This window comes from Hirschia litorea, from assembly GCF_042665075.1.
GTDB classification, from domain to species: Bacteria; Pseudomonadota; Alphaproteobacteria; order Caulobacterales; family Hyphomonadaceae; genus Hirschia; species Hirschia litorea.
Genome location: NZ_JBHTBR010000005.1, coordinates 765847 through 784084, shown reverse-complemented (window position 1 = coordinate 784084; position 18238 = coordinate 765847). Strand labels below are relative to the sequence as shown.

Here is an 18238-nt window from a genome sequence, read left to right as displayed (position 1 = left end):
TTTATTTCGTGCTCAGCACGCCTGTCAGTGAACTTAATGTTGCACCCACAATTTCAACATCTACAATCTTACCTATCAGGTGTTGTGCATTTTCAACGTGCACTGATTGCAAATAAGGTGACTTACCTAAAGCTTGCCCTTCAAGCTTGCCATTGTGCGTGAACAGTACTGGAAGGGTTCTACCTACCTGCTGTTGATTAAACTCTGTAGTTTGCTCTCGGATCAATGCCTGCAAACGCTGTAAACGCTCATCCTTGACCGCTTCATCGACTTGGCCAAACATTTCTGCGCCCGGTGTCCCAGGACGGCGAGAATATTTAAACGAATATGCGGACGCATATTTAACTTCCCGCACCAAATCCATTGTTGCTTCAAAGTCTTCATCTGTTTCACCAGGGAAACCAACGATAAAGTCAGAAGCCAAAGCCACATCAGGACGTTGCTCACGGACTTTACGCATCGTCTCAATATATGATTCTGCGGTGTGAGAACGGTTCATAGCCTTAAGAACCCTATTTGATCCCGCCTGAACAGGCAGGTGAAAATAAGGCATAAGGACATCAAGCTCACCATAAGCGGAGATAAGATCATCATCCATATCTTTGGGGTGAGATGTGGTGAAACGTAGGCGCTCTAATCCGCCAATTTTTGCAAGGTGACGCAGAAGTTGACCAAGTCCCCACTCTCCATTTTCACCCGCAGGAGCTGCACCGTGGAAAGCATTCACATTCTGACCCAAAAGGGTAATTTCTTTGACCCCCTGCGCTGCAAGACCGCGCACTTCGGCAACAATCGTATCAACGCTACGGGAAAACTCAGCGCCTCGCGTATAGGGCACCACGCAGAAGGTACAGAATTTATCACACCCCTCTTGAATAGACACCAATGCAGACATGCCATCCGCATCCCGCTTAATGGGAAGCGCATCAAACTTTTCTTGAACGTCAAATTCAGTTTCTAAAACATCCCCTGTTTGACGCGCAACTTTAGCGATCATTTCGGGCAGCTTGTGATAACTTTGAGGTCCGAGCACAAGGTCCACAGCAGGTTGGCGGCGCATTATCTCAGCACCCTCAGCTTGCGCAACGCACCCCGCAACGGCGATAGTCATTTTACCGCCAGAAGCTGACTTCATACGTTTTAGTTGGCCTAGTTCAGAGAAAACTTTCTCTGTCGCCTTCTCACGAATGTGGCAAGTATTCAGCACAACAAGGTCTGCATCATCAGGTGCATCTGTTGGCGTATATCCAAGTGGCTTCAACACATCCCGCATACGATCAGAATCATATACGTTCATTTGGCAGCCATATGTTTTGATAAATAGCTTTTTAGGGCTCGGTGTTTGTGTCTGTTCGGTCATGGGGCTGGGTTATGCCCTAAAACCCATGGAGACGCTAGGAGATTCCAAGCGTCAAAGTGATAGATTTTCAATTAAAATCACAAAGCCGCAATATCATCACGCCTCCAACAACTCATTTTCAGACCAAATTAGTCCTTGTCTGTGATCGGCACCGCATAAAGTTCCATACGGTGATCAACAAGCTTATACCCGAGTTTGCGGGCAATTTCTTCTTGAAGTCGCTCAATTTCTTCATCAACAAACTCGATCACTTCACCTGTTTTCACATTGATCAAATGGTCATGATGGTCATCTGTTGCTTCTTCATAACGTGCACGCCCGTCACGAAAATCCAAACGCTCAATAATACCAGACTCTTCAAACAAGCGAACAGTGCGATACACTGTTGCCAGAGATATATTGCTATCTACAGCAGATGCACGACGGTGTAGCTCTTCAGCATCAGGGTGATCGTCTGCGTTTGACAAGACTTTAGCAATAACGCGGCGCTGCTCAGTCATCCGCAGGCCTTTTTCAATACATCGCTGCTCAATCATCATAACGCACCCCTAGCTCTAATTCCAAAAGATATGGTTGTAACGTCATGGAATGTCCAGTGACGACACTTTATCAACACCGTATTATTAACTATAGCAGAAATTAACACCCCAAATTGCCAATTTTGGCAGAAAATACGAATGCATCAACATTCACACCATCTTCTCTGCGATAATAATTTCGTCGCTTTGCAATCTGCTCAAAGCCTAAGCTTTCATACAATGCGATAGCCGGCAAATTATCGACAGCGACCTCCAATAGCCAGCGCCTAGCCGCTTCATCAGAATTGTTCTTAAAGGCATTATCACACGCACACAGCAATTGTTTTGCATAACCACATCGTTTCCATTCCAATGCCGTAGCGATTGTGAGTATTTCAACATCATCACCCGCCCACATCAAAATGGCAAAGGCACAAATGTCGCCATTTCGCGTCAGTACCCAGCTGCTATTGGTCTCAGCAAGCAGCATCCGTTCAATGTCCAACTTAGACCAAGCCTTAGCAAAGCAAGCCGCATGAATATCCGCCACCCTACCCGCGTCACCCGGCTCTGCCTCTCTCACTTCTATCAACATTAGGAGGATGCTTGATCAGTCTTAGGTTTCATCGGAACCGCATCAGGTGCACGCACATATTGTGGGTCAGCGCGTTCCAAACTCTCCACCTCAGTTTCTAATGCCCATTCAACAGCGCGTTGCAAACCTAGCTCCACACCGGTACTCAAAAACTCTCCAACAGGCTCTAAGCCCTGCCCACATACGCTATCTGCCGCCCCAATAAGCGATTGCATTGTTGCTACATCCGCCTCAATCGGCTCACCTGCACGCTGACCATCCACAAAAACTTGCGCCCACCAGCTAAAATCCGGTGCACGGCGTCTTGCAGGCAATGCAACGACAACACGCCCAACCATATCTTTGGGAAGCGCTGCCTCTAGACTACTAATGCCGACGACAGGAACATCCAGCGCCACACCCAGCCCCCGCGCAAACGCAACGCCCACACGCACGCCTGTAAAGGAGCCAGGCCCAGCGATCACAGCTATCCGGTCAATATCGGAAAACGCCATATTTGCTTGGGAAAGCGCTTGCTTGGCGCACAATGGCAGCCGCGTGTCATGTCCCTTCGCCATAGGTTCGCACACATGCGCCAATACCTCGTCATCTGACCAGATACCCGCCTCACAAGCGTTACCAACTGTGCTTAATGCTAAAATTTTCATTCTTTTGCGCAGCCTAAATTGCCGCTGCTTCAACCGCCGTTACCTCTGGCACGTAATGGCGCAGCATGTTTTCAATACCGTTCTTCAACGTCATTGTTGAGGATGGACACCCTGCACACGCACCCCGCATTTGCAGCGTCACAACGCCGGTATCCACATCAAATTTTTCAAACACAATATCACCGCCATCATTGGCCACAGCTGGGCGCACACGCGTCTCAATCAGTTCTTTAATTTCAGCGACAATTTCAGCAGTCTCGCCTTCATAAACGATTTCTTCTTTAGGTTCAGGATCGCTCATATCTGCAATAACTGGCATGCCTGAAACGAAATGATCCATGATTGCCGCAAGCGCTTGAGGCTTTAGAACGGCCCAATCTGTTTCCGCAGTTTTCGTCAGCGCAACGAAATCAGCACCTAGAAAAACTGTCTTCACACCGCGCAGCGTGAACAAGAAAGCCGCTAAGGGTGATGACCCTGCTTCTTTTTCATCAAGAAATTCATATGGCGTTTTAGGAGAAACTTCCCGACCGGGTAAAAATTTCAACGTTTCCGGATTTGGCGTAGCTTCAGTTTGTATAAACATGGACAAGTCTCCTTACAGGACACTCAAATGGCGCTTTTACGCGACAAAAACAAGAGGTTTCCTACCATCAAGCTAAGGTATTAGTGATGCGCCCCGCCCATTTCGTTTAATTGGTCATCGCTCAAGTTTCCCGGAATAATGGTAATCGCAACTGGACGTGTGGTCAGTGGTTTGCCTCTCCCAATCCGCGCAACCAACGGACCGGGACCACCGCGACCAGATCCTGATCCCAACACAATCACCTTAATCGTGTGATCTTTATCTACTGTTTTAGAGATAATTTGCTCCGGCTTTCCTTCATCCACAATCAACTCTGCTTCGATGCCAACGCGTTCTTTCACTAATCGCGCAAGTGATTGAACTTCGGCTAGTGCATTATCCATTGCTTCTGTGCGCATGTCTTCGTCCAACCCGCGCCAATGCCCCATTCCAGACACTTGAACAACACGCGTGATAACAAGCCCCGCGCCCACACGCTTTGCTCGCATTGCCGCAAACATAATTGCTGGGAAGCATTCTTGGGTATCATCCGCGAGCGTTAGAAACTTTCGCCTAAGCTGAGCTTCCGCCGGACGTTCCTTCAAATTCAAATCGTCTAACTCGTTATCAATCTGCACGAAATCATCCTCCGAGGACAAAATATCCCACATCTTTTTTTATAATGTAGCACGCATTCCAGATTTTACGATGCAAACAAAACTGGCTTCTATTTGCACACTACATAGTTTTTATTCCAACTATAAACTCTGCGCTCGAACAGTTTGCGCCATATTTGACAAAACACGTTCTGCTTCAAGTAGTTGACGATATAGTGCTGTTGGGTGTGATGCCAAGAGTAGACCGTCAGCTTTCGTATTCAGAACGAATACTGGGGAAAATTTTGCGCCCTTCTCCAATGCCTTCAAGGATGCTTCCATCTCGCTGCGAATGGATAATCCGGCGGGAGCTTTCATATAGCTTACAAATCTGTGCGCCATATAAGCCCTTGCTTTGGAGCGATAAACAGCTTCCACAGCGTCTCGATCAAAGGGTTGCCCTTTGGCAGAATCAACAATTGATGACAATTCGGCCTCAGATTGGCGCATCCAAGATATAAGCAATTCTATGCGTTGGGCATATTGTACCGTCGTCATGCTATCATCAAACCGACGCAACCGGACCCCGCCATCAAAACTCGTCAAAGCTTCACTTGCGGCTCGTATTTCATTGGCACTCACATCTCGCGATAAAAGCAAAGCGACAGAGTTGAGGCTAGTATCTGCTGGCTCCCCCATCTGCTGATTCACTAATTCTGCAAAATCACCAACAGCGTGTGCTATCGCCATTTGATAGGCGGGCATGGCAGTCAATCTCGCAGATGGGCTCCATGCCGGCGCATCTGGCGTCCAGCCGTGAACATTTGCTTCACGTAACAATATTTGTGTGCCAACGCCCGCCCAAGGAGATGACCAATTCTGATTTATAGACTCTGGAAAGGTCAAATCATCATCAATATGATTGGCCTGCAACACAAGCACTGGATAAGCTAGCACAAGCGCCATGCTCGCTAAAATGATAAAGTATTTGCGCAGACGTTTGGGCAGTCCAGATTGTTTTAGACGTTCTACCGGCTTAAATTTCAGGGGAATTGGCTTGTCTATTTCAACAATAGCCGGCTCTTCAGCAATAACGTCTTGTCTGCGACTAAACTGAAGAACACTCATATACGAATACCAGATCCATTAAGATTGATGCACTCAATTACGAACTGAGTGCATCGATTTAACAACATACTAAAATGTTACGTTTCATTAATGGTTGTGTCCAGCGCCTTTTGAAACATCAGGCATGCCTACAGTGAAATTAGCCGTTGCTGTGCGTCCAGATTCAAATCCAAACGTCACTTCAACAATATCCCCTTCGTTTAAGGGTTTGACGCCAAAAATCATCAAATGCTCGCCTTTAGGTGCAAACACAACTGCTTGTCCGGCTTTAATATCAACGCCTTCCATTTCACGCATCTGCATCACACCATCCGTCATTTCGACGGTGTGCAATTCTATTTTTTCAGCCACATCAGTTGACGCATATAGGAGGCGATCATCCTGACCAAGTGTCAGAGAGAAATACCCAGCTGTTACATTTTTTCCGCCAAGAGGCGTACGAATTAAAGCATCCGAAACAATGATTGCAGATTCAGCAATACGTTCATCCACTTTTTGTGTATCTTCTTGAGCTTGGTTAGCTGTCGTTTCAACTGTTTCCGATTTGGGCGAACAAGCGGCTATCATCGCAAAAGCCGCACATCCTAAACCGAAACCCTTAACCCAGTTATATGCTGTCATATCTCGTCTCCAATATCTCTAAGGTTCCGCTTGCACAGCTTAAACGCTTACAAATCCCACGGTTTCACGCACTTGCTTCAAAATCGGATCGGCTATTGCGCTAGCACGCTCAGCGCCATCCTTCAAAATCACATCAATTTGCGCAGTATCACTCATATAATTACGCATACGCTCAGAAATTGGTGCAAGTTTTTCAACAGCCAATTCAGCCAATGCTGGTTTGAATTTCCCAAACCCCTCCCCGCCAAATTCAGCCAACACCTGCGCACTTGTCATATCCGCAAGCGCGCCATAAATGCCCACAAGATTGCGAGCCTCAGGACGCCCTTCTAATCCTTCAACTTCGGACGGCAGTGCATTTGCATCTGACTTTGCTTTTTTGATCTTTTTTGCAATCGTATCGCCATCATCCACAAGATTAATACGCGACAATTCAGACGGGTCAGATTTTGACATCTTCTTCGTCCCGTCTTTCAACGACATAATCCGCGCACCCGGCCCTTGAATAAGTGGTTCAGGAATTGGGAAAAAATTAGGGGCATTAAAATCACGGTTAAATCGGTCCGCACAATCGCGGGTTAATTCTAAATGCTGCTTTTGATCATCGCCGACAGGAACATGCGTCGCTTTATAAGCCAAAATATCAGCCGCCATCAAAACAGGATATGTGAACAATCCAACCGAAGCGCGTTCAGCATCTTTACCTGCTTTATCTTTAAATTGCGTCATACGTTCAGCCCAACCCATGCGAGCCGTACAATTTAAAATCCAAGCTAATTCTGTATGTGCCCGAACCGATGATTGCGCAAATACAATATTTTTCTTTGGGTCAATTCCAGCAGCCAACCAAGCCGCAACGATCTCACGTGTTTTACTCGCAAGAATTTTAGGGTCTTGGGGTACGGTAATCGCATGCAAATCAACAGCGCAGAAAACACACTCCCAATCTTCCTGCATTTTCACCCAATTGATCAAAGCGCCGAGATAATTTCCAAGGTGCAAATCACCTGATGGTTGCATGCCGGAAAAAACACGTTCTGGGCCTTTATAGGCTTTCTCTGTATCGCTCATCAAATTGGGCCTTTTACTTATATTGAGAGATAGGCGGTCTATCGCACAATAAGAATATCACGCAAGTGTCTAAGCCAAAGACAGCCACTGCCCTATTGTCTAAGATTTGCCTCTACGCATCATGTTTTGAATTTCGCGCGGTGATACGGCTCCCGTCATTAATGCCAAAATGCCGTACAAAATACCGCCAACGACCACGATTGCGGCCAGAGCCATAACACGCGAGTCCCAGAGATAGAACTGCACAACCTCACGATACATGTTGGCTACATACAGATAAGCACCAAGCAGGGAGCAGGCCACAAGCACACGCATAACACGGCTTAACAACAAACCACTGGGTTTATAATCCCCGCGCTTAATAAGCGTGGTCCAAAGCATGATCACATTGAGCCACGCGGCAAAACTGGTCGCAATTGCGAGTCCTGGAAACCCAGGCAATCCATTGTTTCTCAACCAGAAAAATGCACTCGCTCCAAACACGGTATTCACGATAACCGCAATCACCGCAAACTGCATTGGTCGTTTCGTATCCTGCCGCGCAAAAAAGGCCGGTGCCAACACTTTTACCAACACAAATGCAGGAACACCCCACGCATAATGAATAAGCGCTTGAGCCGCCATCGCGGAGTCATTGGCATCAAACTGGCCCCGCCCAAACAAAGCATCTATTAAAAAAAATGGAATTAAACCAAGAGCTACCGCCGCCGGTAAGGTCAACGCCATCGCAAGCGCAATGCCCTCATCAAGTGTGCGATGTGTATCTGTTTGCGACCCCGCACTACTCATAGCACGCGATAAGCGCGGCAAAATAGCCACCCCCACTGCAACACCAACTATACCCAATGGCAATTGATAAAACCGGTCCGCCGATGCCAACCACCCTTTCGCACCCGCTTCAAACGACGCGATAGATGACGATACAATGATATTAATTTGCGTCGCACTCGCAGCCAAAGCACCTGGAACGGCTATTTTCGCTACATTTTTCACTGCTGGCGTAATTCTAGGCCACCGCATTTTTAAGTGTACACCTAATCGCCGCGCGCCCATCCACAAAACACCCGCCTGCAACACGCCTGCAATCAAAGTTGCTACAGAACACGCTATTGCAACCGTACGAGGGTCATTGAAACTAAATGCCGCGATCAACAAACATATATTCATCAATGTCGGCGCTGCGGCAGAAAGCACGAACCGACCACCCGCATTAAGAACCCCAGCAAACAAAGCCGATAGCGCCATACCAACGAGATATGGCATCGTTATTTGCGTCAGCAATATAGAGAGATTGAAAATGGTGGGATCATCACGATAGCCCGCCTGCAAAACAAGCATAATCCAGGGCATTGCCAATTGTGCAACAACGGACAAAGCAATGGTAACTGTAAACAACATCGACATTGTTTCAGTTGCCATTTGAGTGGCAGCCTCATCACCCTCTTCTACTTGAGACTTACTATATAAGGGCACAAATGCTTGCGCAAAAGCTCCCTCAGCAAGCAATCTACGAAACAAATTAGGGAATTGTTGCGCTGTTAGAAATGCGTCTGTAAGCGGTCCCGCACCCAACTTTGCAAAAATGACTGCATCGCGAATGAAACCTAAAATGCGACTCCCAAACGTGAGAGTAGACTGAACAAACACATTGCGCGCTAAGCTCATATTCCGGCCTATCTATTTTCAGAACTTTTCGCGCGCTTTAAAGCCCGCGCAGGTGTTCTTGGGGCTTCTAAATCACCGCGTCGCAACACATCTAGCAAATCTTGAGTGAGTTTCGTTTCGTCAATTATGACACCATCATTCGCTTCAACATAAAATACATCATGTACCAACATGCCATAGCTTTCAGCATGTGCAGATTGAATCGACAAATTTGCATTTAACAGTTCATTGGCGATTTCCTGCATCAATCCCTGCCTATTTCGACCTGATAGTTCGATCACAATCGCACTATTGGATGCAGATTTATTGATGGAAACAACAGGCTCAACGATAAAAGCGGCTTGACGTCTAGAAGCTTTGTATTCGGTATCGCTGAAATCCGTTTGTGGTTTTTCACCGACCGCAATAGCCCGTAAACTATCGCATAAATGTTCCAACCGAATTGGGTCACCTTCGCAGAAAGGATCTCCAATATTCGTTTGTATTTCAAATACATCCAGAACATGGCCATCATTTGTTGAGTAGAGGCGAGCTGACAATATATCGGCCCCTGCACTCGTCAACACACGGCATAAATCGGCAAATAGTCGGGGGCGGTCTTTCGCAAAAACCATAACTTGCGTCGCACTCAATTCTTTCTCTATGCGCGCTGCACAAATGGTATCAGACTGAGCGCTAGCAATTTGCTCTGCATGCCATTGATGAACTTCTGCTTCAAACGAAATCCAATAAGCATTTTCCAAACTTAAAATAGATTGCGGAATATTCGTGCTTCTCTGAGAAAACATCTCTCTGGCATCATCTGCACGGTTAGCAATTTGCGCACGAACCGAGGCTTCATCAGCCCGACCGCCGCGTAGAGCAGCTTCCGTCGCATAGTACAATTCACGAAGCAATTGTCCCTTCCAGCTATTCCAAACTCCTGGGCCGACAGCTCGAATATCACAAACAGTCAACACAACTAACAACCGTAATCGTTCGACCGTTCCGACCTTTTTCGCAAAAGTTGCAACCGTCTTGGGATCTGAAATATCACGCCTTTGCGCAGTATCGCTCATCTCCAAATGGTTTCCCACTAACCATGCTACAAGCTCAGCCTCTTCAGGCTCTACACCAAGACGTAAGCATGCCCCTCGCGCAGTCTTAGCACCTTCTATCTGTTGATCACCCTGCCCCTTACCAGTGTCGTGTAACAACATAGCTAGATAGAGAGCACGGCGATTCTGGATCTTAGAAAATAAAACAGTTGAAAGAGGATGCTCGTCAGCCAATTCACCTTTTTCAACATCATTCATAGCTTCAACCGCCCGAATGGTGTGCTCGTCCACAGTATAATGGTGGTACATATTGAACTGAGTTTGACCTACAATACGCCCAAATTCTGGTAAAAATCGACCTAAGACACCTGTTTCATTCATAATTTTCAGAGTCGTACCTGGGTGATCAGGTGACGTTACAATATCAAGAAAAAGCTTCTGGGCTTCAGGATTTTTTCTATATGAAACCTTTAATTCTTTAAGGTTATCGCGGACCACAGCTATTGCATTTGGATGGATATCATAGCCGGCATTGTCTGCCTCATCGAACAGACGCAACAAATTCAGCGGATCAGATTTAACACTATCAGGATTGGCGTATGAAACACGACCACCATCTAAAATAAAGTCTTTATTTTCTAGTAACTTAGAAGATGGAATCGGCAAAAATCTCAACAAACCTGAAGGTTTTTTCTGTTCTGTTTCTTCTAATTTCGCACAAAGAATTCGTGTAAGGGCACCAACTTCTTTAGCCGCTATAAAATAGCGTTTCATAAAACGCTCTACGCCTGTCATTCCAGCGCGGTCTACAAATCCCATTCTTGAAGCTATTTCAGGCTGTAAATCAAAGCTCAATCTATCTTCGGCACGACCTGCAACATAGTGAAGGTGGCATCGCACCGTCCACATAAACCGGGCTTCACGACGAAACAAAGCAGCATCTGATTTTGAAAAGACATGATTGTTTAAAACCTCGTTGAAGGTATCACCGCCATGCACATATTTAGCGAGCCAAAAGAGCGTTTGTAGGTCCCGTAAACCTCCCTTGCCTTCTTTCACATTTGGTTCGACACGGAACCGTGAGTTTCCTTCGCGAGAAATTCTACGATCACGTTCTTCTAATTTTGCTTGAACAAATTCAGCCGCCCTGCCATCGATGATTTCTTTATTAAACCTTTGGTCTAATTCTTCTTTTATCTCAGCGTCACCAAATAAATAACGTTTATCTAGGATAGCTGTTCTAATGGTAAAGTCTTCTTTAGAAAGACGAATACATTCATCAATCGTTCTAAAAGCGTGACCCACTTTTAGGCCAAGGTCCCAAAGAGCATAAAGCATGTATTCAATCACACTCTCTGCCCATGCAGTTTGTTTGTAAGTGCGCAGAAATAGAAGATCTACATCTGAAGACGGTGCCAATGCACTTCGCCCATATCCGCCAACCGCGAGCACGGACATGCGCTCACCTTGTGTCGGGTTTTTTACTCTAAAAATATGGGTGGTTGTATAATCATATAGCGCATGGAGCACTTCATCCATCACTGCGGATAGTAAGTTTGCAGTATCGAGCCCGTCAGCGCCAGCTTCTAAACGTTCTTGAGCAATCATTCGTCCGCGGAATAAAGCACCATGCAATAGGTTTAAAACACGTTTGCGTGCTTGCTGCTGATCGTGAACATTGTCCATATGCGCAGCAGTTAACTGAATACGTAACTGACGTGGATCAATTATGTCTGAAATTCGCCATGATCCAGGACGTGAACGACGAGATGATGCGGGGCGGGCTGATTTAATTTCTTGCATGCGCTCTTCCTAACCGACATTCAGTCTATAGAACAGAACGAATTCTACTAACTGCCAAGTTTTAATTTTAGTTTATATAGCATATCCAAAGCTTCTCGCGGTGACATCCCATCTACATCTAGATCTTGCAACAAAAGCTCAACAGCACTTGGTTCAAAGCTAGCAGCAGGCTCTGCGACAGCTGCGAACAATGGCAAGTCGTCCAATTTAGGGCCACCCTTTTTCGCTTCACCTTCAAGACGCAAGAGTACATCCTCTGCGCGTTTAACAGCAGCGCGTGGCATTCCTGCTAATTTAGCAACTTGCACACCATAGGATCGATCAGCTGCACCTGGCTTTACATCGTGTAGGAAAACCAAATCGCCTTGCCAATCTTTTGCGCGAAGGGATGCATTTCCTGCATGACTGAGTTTCTCCGCAAGGTCAGTCAGCTCATGATAGTGGGTTGCGAAAATAGCTCGACATTTATTTTTTTCGTGCAGATGTTCCACCGCAGCCCACGCAATAGCCAATCCATCATATGTCGCAGTACCTCTGCCAACTTCATCCAAAATGACAAAAGCACGGGGACCAGCTTGATTCAAAATTGCTGCAGTTTCAATCATTTCCACCATGAAGGTCGAACGCCCACGCGATAAATCATCCGATGCCCCAACACGAGAAAACACTCGATCAACAAGCCCTAAATTGAATTGTTGTGCTGGGACAAAGCATCCCGCTTGCGCTAAAATAGCTAGAAGTGCATTTTGGCGCAGATAGGTTGATTTACCCGCCATATTCGGGCCAGTTACCATCATCAATCTAGGGGCATCTTTGCCATCAGCATCTAGGATACAGTCATTTGCTGTAAACCCCTCGCCCTCTTTTCGAAGTGCTGCCTCGACGACAGGATGACGCGCGCCGACAGCATTAAATCGTGTAGAATCATCAAGTTGCGGACGCACGGCTTTCACATCTTCGGCCCAATGTGCCAGTGCAGCAGCAACATCTATAGCTGCCATAGCGTCCGCAGCAGTTCGCAATTCTTGGGAAAGGTTATTTGCGCGGGTGACAAGCTCATTGAAAATGTCCATTTCACGCGCTTTACTTTCACCATCCGCTCGCGCGATACGGCCGTCTAATTCACCCAGCTCCACTGTGGTAAACCGCATGGCTGAAGCAATCGTTTGACGATGGATAAAGTCGCCAGCGTGAGGACCATTTTGCATTGCATCTGCATTGCGCGCCGTCACATCTATAAAATAGCCTAACACCTTGTTATGACGTATTTTTAAACTACTTATACCGGTTTTTTCAGCGTATTTTGCTTGCAAACCAGCAATAATTTTGCGGCTATCATCTCGCAATGATCGCACTTCATCCAATTCTGGATCATAGCCTTCCCGTACAAATCCACCATCACGCGCTAGTACAGGAGCATCTTCATGAATTGCAGCAGATAGGGTATCTGAAAACTCTCCCAATCCAGTTTGTAATTTAAGGTCTAGGGATTGGCACGCCTCTTCCAATAAAACAGGTAATCCTGCGATACCTGCACGTAGCCTGTTGGCCGCCTGCGCACCTGCTGCCAACCCTGAGGCTATGGCGAGCAAGTCCTTTGGTCCCCCCCTGCCTAGCTGAAGGCGCATGCGTGCTCGTTCGATGTCCGCGCTCTGCTTTAAAAAGTCGCGTACTTCCTCCCGCAAATCCCTATCAGACACAAACATTCCAACCGCATCGAGGCGGGAATTTATAACATCAAGGTCAATTAAGGGGCGTGCAAGATTGTCAGCCAAACGACGCGCGCCCGGTGCAGTAATTGTACAATCAATAGCGTGCAGCAATGATCCTTTGCGCCCGCCTTGAGCCGACACATCTATTTCTAAACTTGTTCGTGTCGACGGATCAATCGACATGAAATTTTTACTCATATATCGCTTGGGAGGGTCTAAACGCGGTGCCTCCCCTGCTTGAGTAAGATGCAAGTAATCCAACAATAAAGCACATGCCGATAATTCTGCTGCCGAGAAGCCACCATAAGCATCAAGCGACTTTACACCCATCGCATCCTTTAATTGACGTTCACCGGATGATTTATCTGCTTTCACTGCGGGTCGCGGTGTTACAGCCGTTTTAAGGCTTTCTAACATGTCGCTTATAAGCGGCCTCGCATACGCACTTTCACTCAGCAATAATTCTTTGGGAGAAAGAGATGATAGGATTTCGCCAAAATTTTCAGGAGCAGCCTCAAATACCTCAAATCTACCCGTAGAAACATCAGCTAGGGCAACACCGCCTTCACTGCCCCCCGATGCTAAACCAATAGCGACAAGGATATTTGATGCACGTGCATCCAGAAGAGAATCCTCTGTCAGTGTTCCTGGCGTAACAATGCGCACCACGTCCCTGCGAACGATGGATTTATAACCGCGTTTTTTCGCTTCTTCTGGAGATTCCAATTGTTCACAGACTGCGACTCTGTGCCCTAGACGAATCAATCGTGCTAGATAGCCTTCCGCGGCGTGAAATGGTACACCCGCCATAGGGATTGGCTCACCAGAATGCTGACCCCTAGCGGTTAAGGTAATGTCTAAAGCTGCCGCAGCAATTTGGGCATCTTCAAAGAAGAGTTCATAAAAGTCGCCCATACGGAAAAACAAGAGCGCATCATTATGACGCTCTTTAATTTCAAGGTACTGGACCAAAAAAGGAGAAGGTGCTTTTGACATGAACGGCACACTAGCCAGACTAAATTGCACTGCAAGGGTGACAAAGCTAAGAAATTGCATTTTATCGAACTTGCGGTCTTCCGCAGTTTATTTATTCACAGCAGAATTGATCCGTTAGAGTGAGATCTGCAGCTTCAGGAAATGAAGTCGACACAAAATCAGGCAGAAATGCCACACGAGGACAATACGCACATGAGCTCTAAACGCCCATCTTTTACGGACGAAGAAGCGCTAGCTTTCCACCAATCGCCAACACCCGGTAAGATTTCAATGGCACCGACAAAGCCTATGCAGACACAACGTGATCTGTCTCTGGCTTACTCTCCCGGCGTCGCGGTTCCTGTTGAAGCGATCGCAAAAGATGAAAACCTTGCTTATGACTACACTTCCAAAGGAAACACTGTAGCTGTCATTTCAAACGGTACGGCAATTCTTGGGTTAGGGAATTTGGGCGCACTTGCGTCAAAACCCGTCATGGAAGGAAAGTCCGTACTTTTTAAGCGGTTTGCTGATGTTGATTCATTCGATATTGAAATTGACGAAGAAGATCCCGGAAAAATTATAGACTGCGTGCGGATGATTGGCTCCACGTTTGGAGGCATCAACCTTGAAGATATCAAATCACCAGAGTGCTTTGAGATTGAAGCAGAGCTACGTCAGAAGTTAAACATTCCTGTATTTCATGACGACCAACACGGAACAGCGATCATTGCAGCCGCTGGCCTAATCAATGCAGCTGAGATCACAGGACGCAATTTAAAAGACATAAAGGTCGCAGTTTCAGGCGCAGGTGCTGCTGGTCTCTCTGTTGCAGGTTTGATCCACCATCTTGGGGTTCCTAAATCAAACATCTTAATGTGTGATCGTGATGGTGTGATTTATCAGGGGCGCACTAAGGGTATGGACCAGTATAAGTCTGGTTTTGCTGTAAAAACAAAGAAGCGCACCTTAGCTGAAGCAATTGATGGCGCGGATGTGTTGATCGGCTTGTCTGTTAAAGGTGCCGTGAGCAAAGACATGGTGAAATCCATGGCGAAGAACCCGATTATCTTCGTAATGGCCAACCCAGACCCTGAAATTAAACCAGAAGAAATTATGGAAGTTCGCAGCGATGCAATCATCGCAACAGGACGTTCTGACTATCCTAATCAGGTGAACAACGTTCTTGGTTTCCCATACATTTTCCGGGGCGCTTTGGATGTTCGCGCATCAGCCATTAATGAAGAAATGAAAGTTGCGTGTGCGCGTGCATTAGCGATGTTGGCGCGTGAAGATGTTCCGGATGAAGTGGCTGCTGCCTACCACGGCGCACGCCCAAAATTTGGACGTGACTACATTATTCCAGTTCCATTTGATCCGCGTTTGATCTCCTATATTCCACCATTCGTCGCTCAAGCTGCGATGGATACAGGCGTTGCGCGCAAACCAATTGAAGACATGGAAGCTTATTCCAACACATTGGCACGCCGATTAAACCCATCAGCAGGGTTTTTGCAGCGTTTCCAAGGGGCTGTGCGCCGCGAAGAGCCAAAACGTATCGTGTTTGCAGAAGGTGAAGAGCCAGCAATCATTCGGGCAGCTTTTGCGTTTAAGAACCAACAATTGGGCCACCCAATTCTTGTGGGACGCGAAGAGCAAGTGAAACAAAACATGCGCCTTGTTGGTGTGCCGGAAAATGAACTTGAAATTATCAATGCGCGCCTATCCGACAATAATCCGACTTATTTTGAGTACCTTTATAAACGCACGCAAAGAAAAGGTTTGTTGCAACGTGATGTGCAACGCCTCGTAAACAATGACCGTAACGTATTTGGTGCGTGTATGGTGGCATGTGGAGACGCGGATGGCATGGTGACGGGGTTAACTCGTAACTACCACACTGCCCTACGCGATATTCGCCTTGTGGCCGATGAGCGTGATGGCGAAAGCGCAATTGGTATGTCGATCATTATTTCAAAAAATGGGCCGCTTTTTGTTGCCGACACATCCATCACAGAAATGCCAACAGCGCATCAATTAGCTGACACCGCCATTCAGGCGGCGAAAGTGGTAAAACGTATGGGCTTTGTGCCGCGTGTGGCCTTCTTATCAAATTCTAGTTTTGGTTATCCAAAAGGTGAGCGCGCAGATGTTGTACGTCACGCTGCGAACTTGATGGATCAAAAAAGCAATATCGATTTTGAGTATGAAGGTGATATAGCCGTAGATGTGGCGCTTAACCCAGACGCACGGTCCACATTCCCATTCTCACGTTTAAGTGCGCCTGCTAATATTTTGATTATGCCAGCAATTCACGCTGCGTCCATCTCAACAAAGCTTGCGGCATCTTTAGGGGAAACAACCGTTGTTGGTCCGCTCCTATTGGGATTGAATGCGCCTATCCAAATTGTACAGCTAGGTTCTGCCGTTTCAGATATCGTGAACATGGCAACGTTTGCAGCATATGATCTGCACAGCGAAGACAATGGGCAAGGCTGGAAAATGGTGTAGTTTCCAAGCTCAAAACTTGCTCTTTAAAAGAGGCCGCTCAGTTTATATTGAGCGGCCTTTTTACAACTACTGGCTATAGCTGACTTTCACCCTTCACCGCTAACGGGCCTTTCCATAGAATAAGGACGAGGAGCACGAAAGTTGGAATCACATAAGATGCTGAAATCAAAAACAAACCAACATACCCAATGGAATCGGCAATGACGCCAGAAAACCCAGCTGCAAATTTACAGAAAAAAGCATAAAATGAACTTAAACAAGCGTATTGCGTCGCGGCATTTTTAGAGTCTGTTATACTTGATAAATACGCAATAAAAGCAGTTCCTACGATACCTCCAGCAAAATTATCGGCTCCAATGGCGGTAAATAACCACCATGTGGATGGCACATCAATACCTACTAATTCTCCGCCATTTGCAGCTCGAATAATATCTGCTTGATCGGGCACGCCCAAAGACGCCAAACCTGCATATGCAGCAGTCGTTATGAATGTCATAGGCGCACCAATAATCATGGTCCGAATAACGCCCCATTTCGCAATGAAAAATGCGCCTGCGAATGTACCAGCAAACGCAAACCATATTCCTAAACCACTTTGAAAAGTTCCAATCTCCGATTTGGAATATCCTAAATCCACATAAAGCGGAGCTGCCATAACTCCCATTGTGAAATCAGATAAGCGGTAGAACATCACCACTCCAATTACAGGAATGATCCAAATTTTAAACCGTACAAAGAATTGTTGGAATGGCTCGAAAATCGCAGCGTAAATGGATTTGAGGAATGGTTTAGCTTCCCGAACTTTTACTTTATTACGTTCAGGTTCTCGCATTTTTAGAACTAACACCGCTCCAGTTAGCATTACGCCAGCCATCATCGAAAAAGTTACATACCACGGGAAATAATCAGTTAGTGCTAAGCCTGCGCCAGAAAACATAATCGCAAGTCTGTACCCAAATTGATAGATCGCGGCCATAAACCCTTGATCTTGGGTTTCTGCGGATTCAATACGCCACGCATCAATTGAAATATCTAAAGTGGCACCAGAATAAGCGAGAATAGCCGCACCTAATAACGTCGTCCAAAGTGCATTCACGGGGTCTGATCCGGCAATAACAAACAATCCAACTGCCGTACCGACCATGGCAACGATCATCCACGATCTGCGCTGACCTAATTTCTCGGTGAGATATGGGATTTTAATTCTATCTACACCAGGAGACCACAACCATTTTAAGGTATAGGCTATTGTAATCCAATACATAAATCCAATAGTGGATTTATCTATGCCCACTTCTCTTAACCAAACTGATAATTTTTGAAAAACCATCAATAATGGAAGACCAGAGGCAAACCCAAGTATCAACATTGAGGCGAAACGAGGATGTTTCAACCGTCTTATCATACTTACAAAATCATTATCTTGGGTCACGC

Annotated in this window: 14 protein-coding genes; 1 reads left to right on the top strand and 13 read right to left on the bottom strand. The window is 46.4% G+C overall.

Annotation, left to right across the window (positions count from 1 at the left end; genetic code table 11):
- Position 1: 1 nt before the first annotated feature.
- The 12 genes from miaB to mutS all read right to left on the bottom strand — a co-directional run bounded on the left by miaB (position 2) and on the right by mutS (position 14314).
- Entirely contained in the window at positions 2-1360 is a 1359-nt protein-coding gene (gene miaB / locus ACFQS8_RS12340; protein WP_382167812.1) for a tRNA (N6-isopentenyl adenosine(37)-C2)-methylthiotransferase MiaB, read from the bottom strand.
- 128 nt (positions 1361-1488) lie between these two features.
- The gene (locus tag ACFQS8_RS12335) at positions 1489-1896 is read right to left on the bottom strand and encodes a Fur family transcriptional regulator (protein WP_382168625.1); all 408 of its coding nucleotides are present in this window, start codon (positions 1894-1896) and stop codon (positions 1489-1491) included.
- A gap of 103 nt (positions 1897-1999) precedes the next feature.
- Positions 2000-2473, bottom strand: coding sequence for a GNAT family N-acetyltransferase (locus ACFQS8_RS12330; RefSeq protein WP_382167811.1), 474 nt, complete (start codon positions 2471-2473; stop codon positions 2000-2002).
- Entirely contained in the window at positions 2473-3120 is a 648-nt protein-coding gene (gene tsaB / locus ACFQS8_RS12325; RefSeq protein WP_382167809.1) for a tRNA (adenosine(37)-N6)-threonylcarbamoyltransferase complex dimerization subunit type 1 TsaB, read from the bottom strand. The genes ACFQS8_RS12330 and tsaB overlap by 1 nt, the downstream gene beginning before the upstream one ends.
- Before the next feature lie 13 nt (positions 3121-3133).
- On the bottom strand, positions 3134-3706 hold the full coding sequence (locus ACFQS8_RS12320; RefSeq protein WP_382167807.1) for a NifU family protein: 573 nt from the start codon (positions 3704-3706) through the stop codon (positions 3134-3136).
- Between the two features lie 80 nt (positions 3707-3786).
- Positions 3787-4323, bottom strand: coding sequence for a universal stress protein (locus tag ACFQS8_RS12315; protein WP_382167806.1), 537 nt, complete (start codon positions 4321-4323; stop codon positions 3787-3789).
- Between the two features lie 120 nt (positions 4324-4443).
- Complete coding sequence (locus tag ACFQS8_RS12310) at positions 4444-5409, bottom strand: hypothetical protein (protein WP_382167805.1); 966 nt, start codon at positions 5407-5409, stop codon at positions 4444-4446.
- An 87-nt stretch (positions 5410-5496) separates the two neighbouring features.
- A complete protein-coding gene (locus ACFQS8_RS12305; RefSeq protein ID WP_382167803.1) occupies positions 5497-6030 on the bottom strand; it encodes a copper chaperone PCu(A)C in 534 nt (177 codons plus the stop codon).
- Positions 6031-6069: 39 nt separating this feature from the next.
- A complete protein-coding gene (gene trpS, locus ACFQS8_RS12300; RefSeq protein ID WP_382167801.1) occupies positions 6070-7101 on the bottom strand; it encodes a tryptophan--tRNA ligase in 1032 nt (343 codons plus the stop codon).
- Between the two features lie 99 nt (positions 7102-7200).
- Complete coding sequence (murJ, locus tag ACFQS8_RS12295) at positions 7201-8766, bottom strand: murein biosynthesis integral membrane protein MurJ (RefSeq protein ID WP_382167799.1); 1566 nt, start codon at positions 8764-8766, stop codon at positions 7201-7203.
- An 8-nt stretch (positions 8767-8774) separates the two neighbouring features.
- Entirely contained in the window at positions 8775-11606 is a 2832-nt protein-coding gene (locus ACFQS8_RS12290; protein WP_382167797.1) for a [protein-PII] uridylyltransferase, read from the bottom strand.
- Positions 11607-11653: 47 nt separating this feature from the next.
- Positions 11654-14314 carry a DNA mismatch repair protein MutS gene (mutS, locus tag ACFQS8_RS12285; RefSeq protein ID WP_382167795.1) on the bottom strand — a complete coding sequence of 887 codons (2661 nt, stop codon included), beginning with the start codon at positions 14312-14314 and terminating at the stop codon, positions 11654-11656.
- A 192-nt stretch (positions 14315-14506) separates the two neighbouring features.
- On the opposite strand from mutS, the gene ACFQS8_RS12280 reads away from it, so the two are divergent.
- The gene (locus tag ACFQS8_RS12280; protein WP_382167793.1) at positions 14507-16804 is read left to right on the top strand and encodes an NADP-dependent malic enzyme; all 2298 of its coding nucleotides are present in this window, start codon (positions 14507-14509) and stop codon (positions 16802-16804) included.
- A gap of 73 nt (positions 16805-16877) precedes the next feature.
- On the opposite strand, the gene ACFQS8_RS12275 is transcribed toward ACFQS8_RS12280, so the two are convergent.
- Positions 16878-18236, bottom strand: a complete 1359-nt coding sequence (locus ACFQS8_RS12275) for an AmpG family muropeptide MFS transporter (RefSeq protein WP_382168623.1) — start codon at positions 18234-18236, stop codon at positions 16878-16880.
- Positions 18237-18238: the final 2 nt, after the last annotated feature.

Excerpts from the sequence above, each read along its gene's own strand:
- miaB (WP_382167812.1), bottom strand. The coding sequence starts at position 1,360 with ATGACCGAACAGACACAAACACCGAGCCCTAAAAAGCTATTTATCAAA.
- ACFQS8_RS12335 (WP_382168625.1), bottom strand. The coding sequence starts at position 1,896 with ATGATTGAGCAGCGATGTATTGAAAAAGGCCTGCGGATGACTGAGCAG.
- ACFQS8_RS12330 (WP_382167811.1), bottom strand. The coding sequence starts at position 2,473 with ATGTTGATAGAAGTGAGAGAGGCAGAGCCGGGTGACGCGGGTAGGGTG.
- tsaB (WP_382167809.1), bottom strand. The coding sequence starts at position 3,120 with ATGAAAATTTTAGCATTAAGCACAGTTGGTAACGCTTGTGAGGCGGGT.
- ACFQS8_RS12320 (WP_382167807.1), bottom strand. The coding sequence starts at position 3,706 with ATGTTTATACAAACTGAAGCTACGCCAAATCCGGAAACGTTGAAATTT.
- ACFQS8_RS12310 (WP_382167805.1), bottom strand. The coding sequence starts at position 5,409 with ATGAGTGTTCTTCAGTTTAGTCGCAGACAAGACGTTATTGCTGAAGAG.
- ACFQS8_RS12305 (WP_382167803.1), bottom strand. The coding sequence starts at position 6,030 with ATGACAGCATATAACTGGGTTAAGGGTTTCGGTTTAGGATGTGCGGCT.
- trpS (WP_382167801.1), bottom strand. The coding sequence starts at position 7,101 with ATGAGCGATACAGAGAAAGCCTATAAAGGCCCAGAACGTGTTTTTTCC.
- murJ (WP_382167799.1), bottom strand. The coding sequence starts at position 8,766 with ATGAGCTTAGCGCGCAATGTGTTTGTTCAGTCTACTCTCACGTTTGGG.
- ACFQS8_RS12290 (WP_382167797.1), bottom strand. The coding sequence starts at position 11,606 with ATGCAAGAAATTAAATCAGCCCGCCCCGCATCATCTCGTCGTTCACGT.
- mutS (WP_382167795.1), bottom strand. The coding sequence starts at position 14,314 with ATGTCAAAAGCACCTTCTCCTTTTTTGGTCCAGTACCTTGAAATTAAA.
- ACFQS8_RS12280 (WP_382167793.1), top strand. The coding sequence starts at position 14,507 with ATGAGCTCTAAACGCCCATCTTTTACGGACGAAGAAGCGCTAGCTTTC.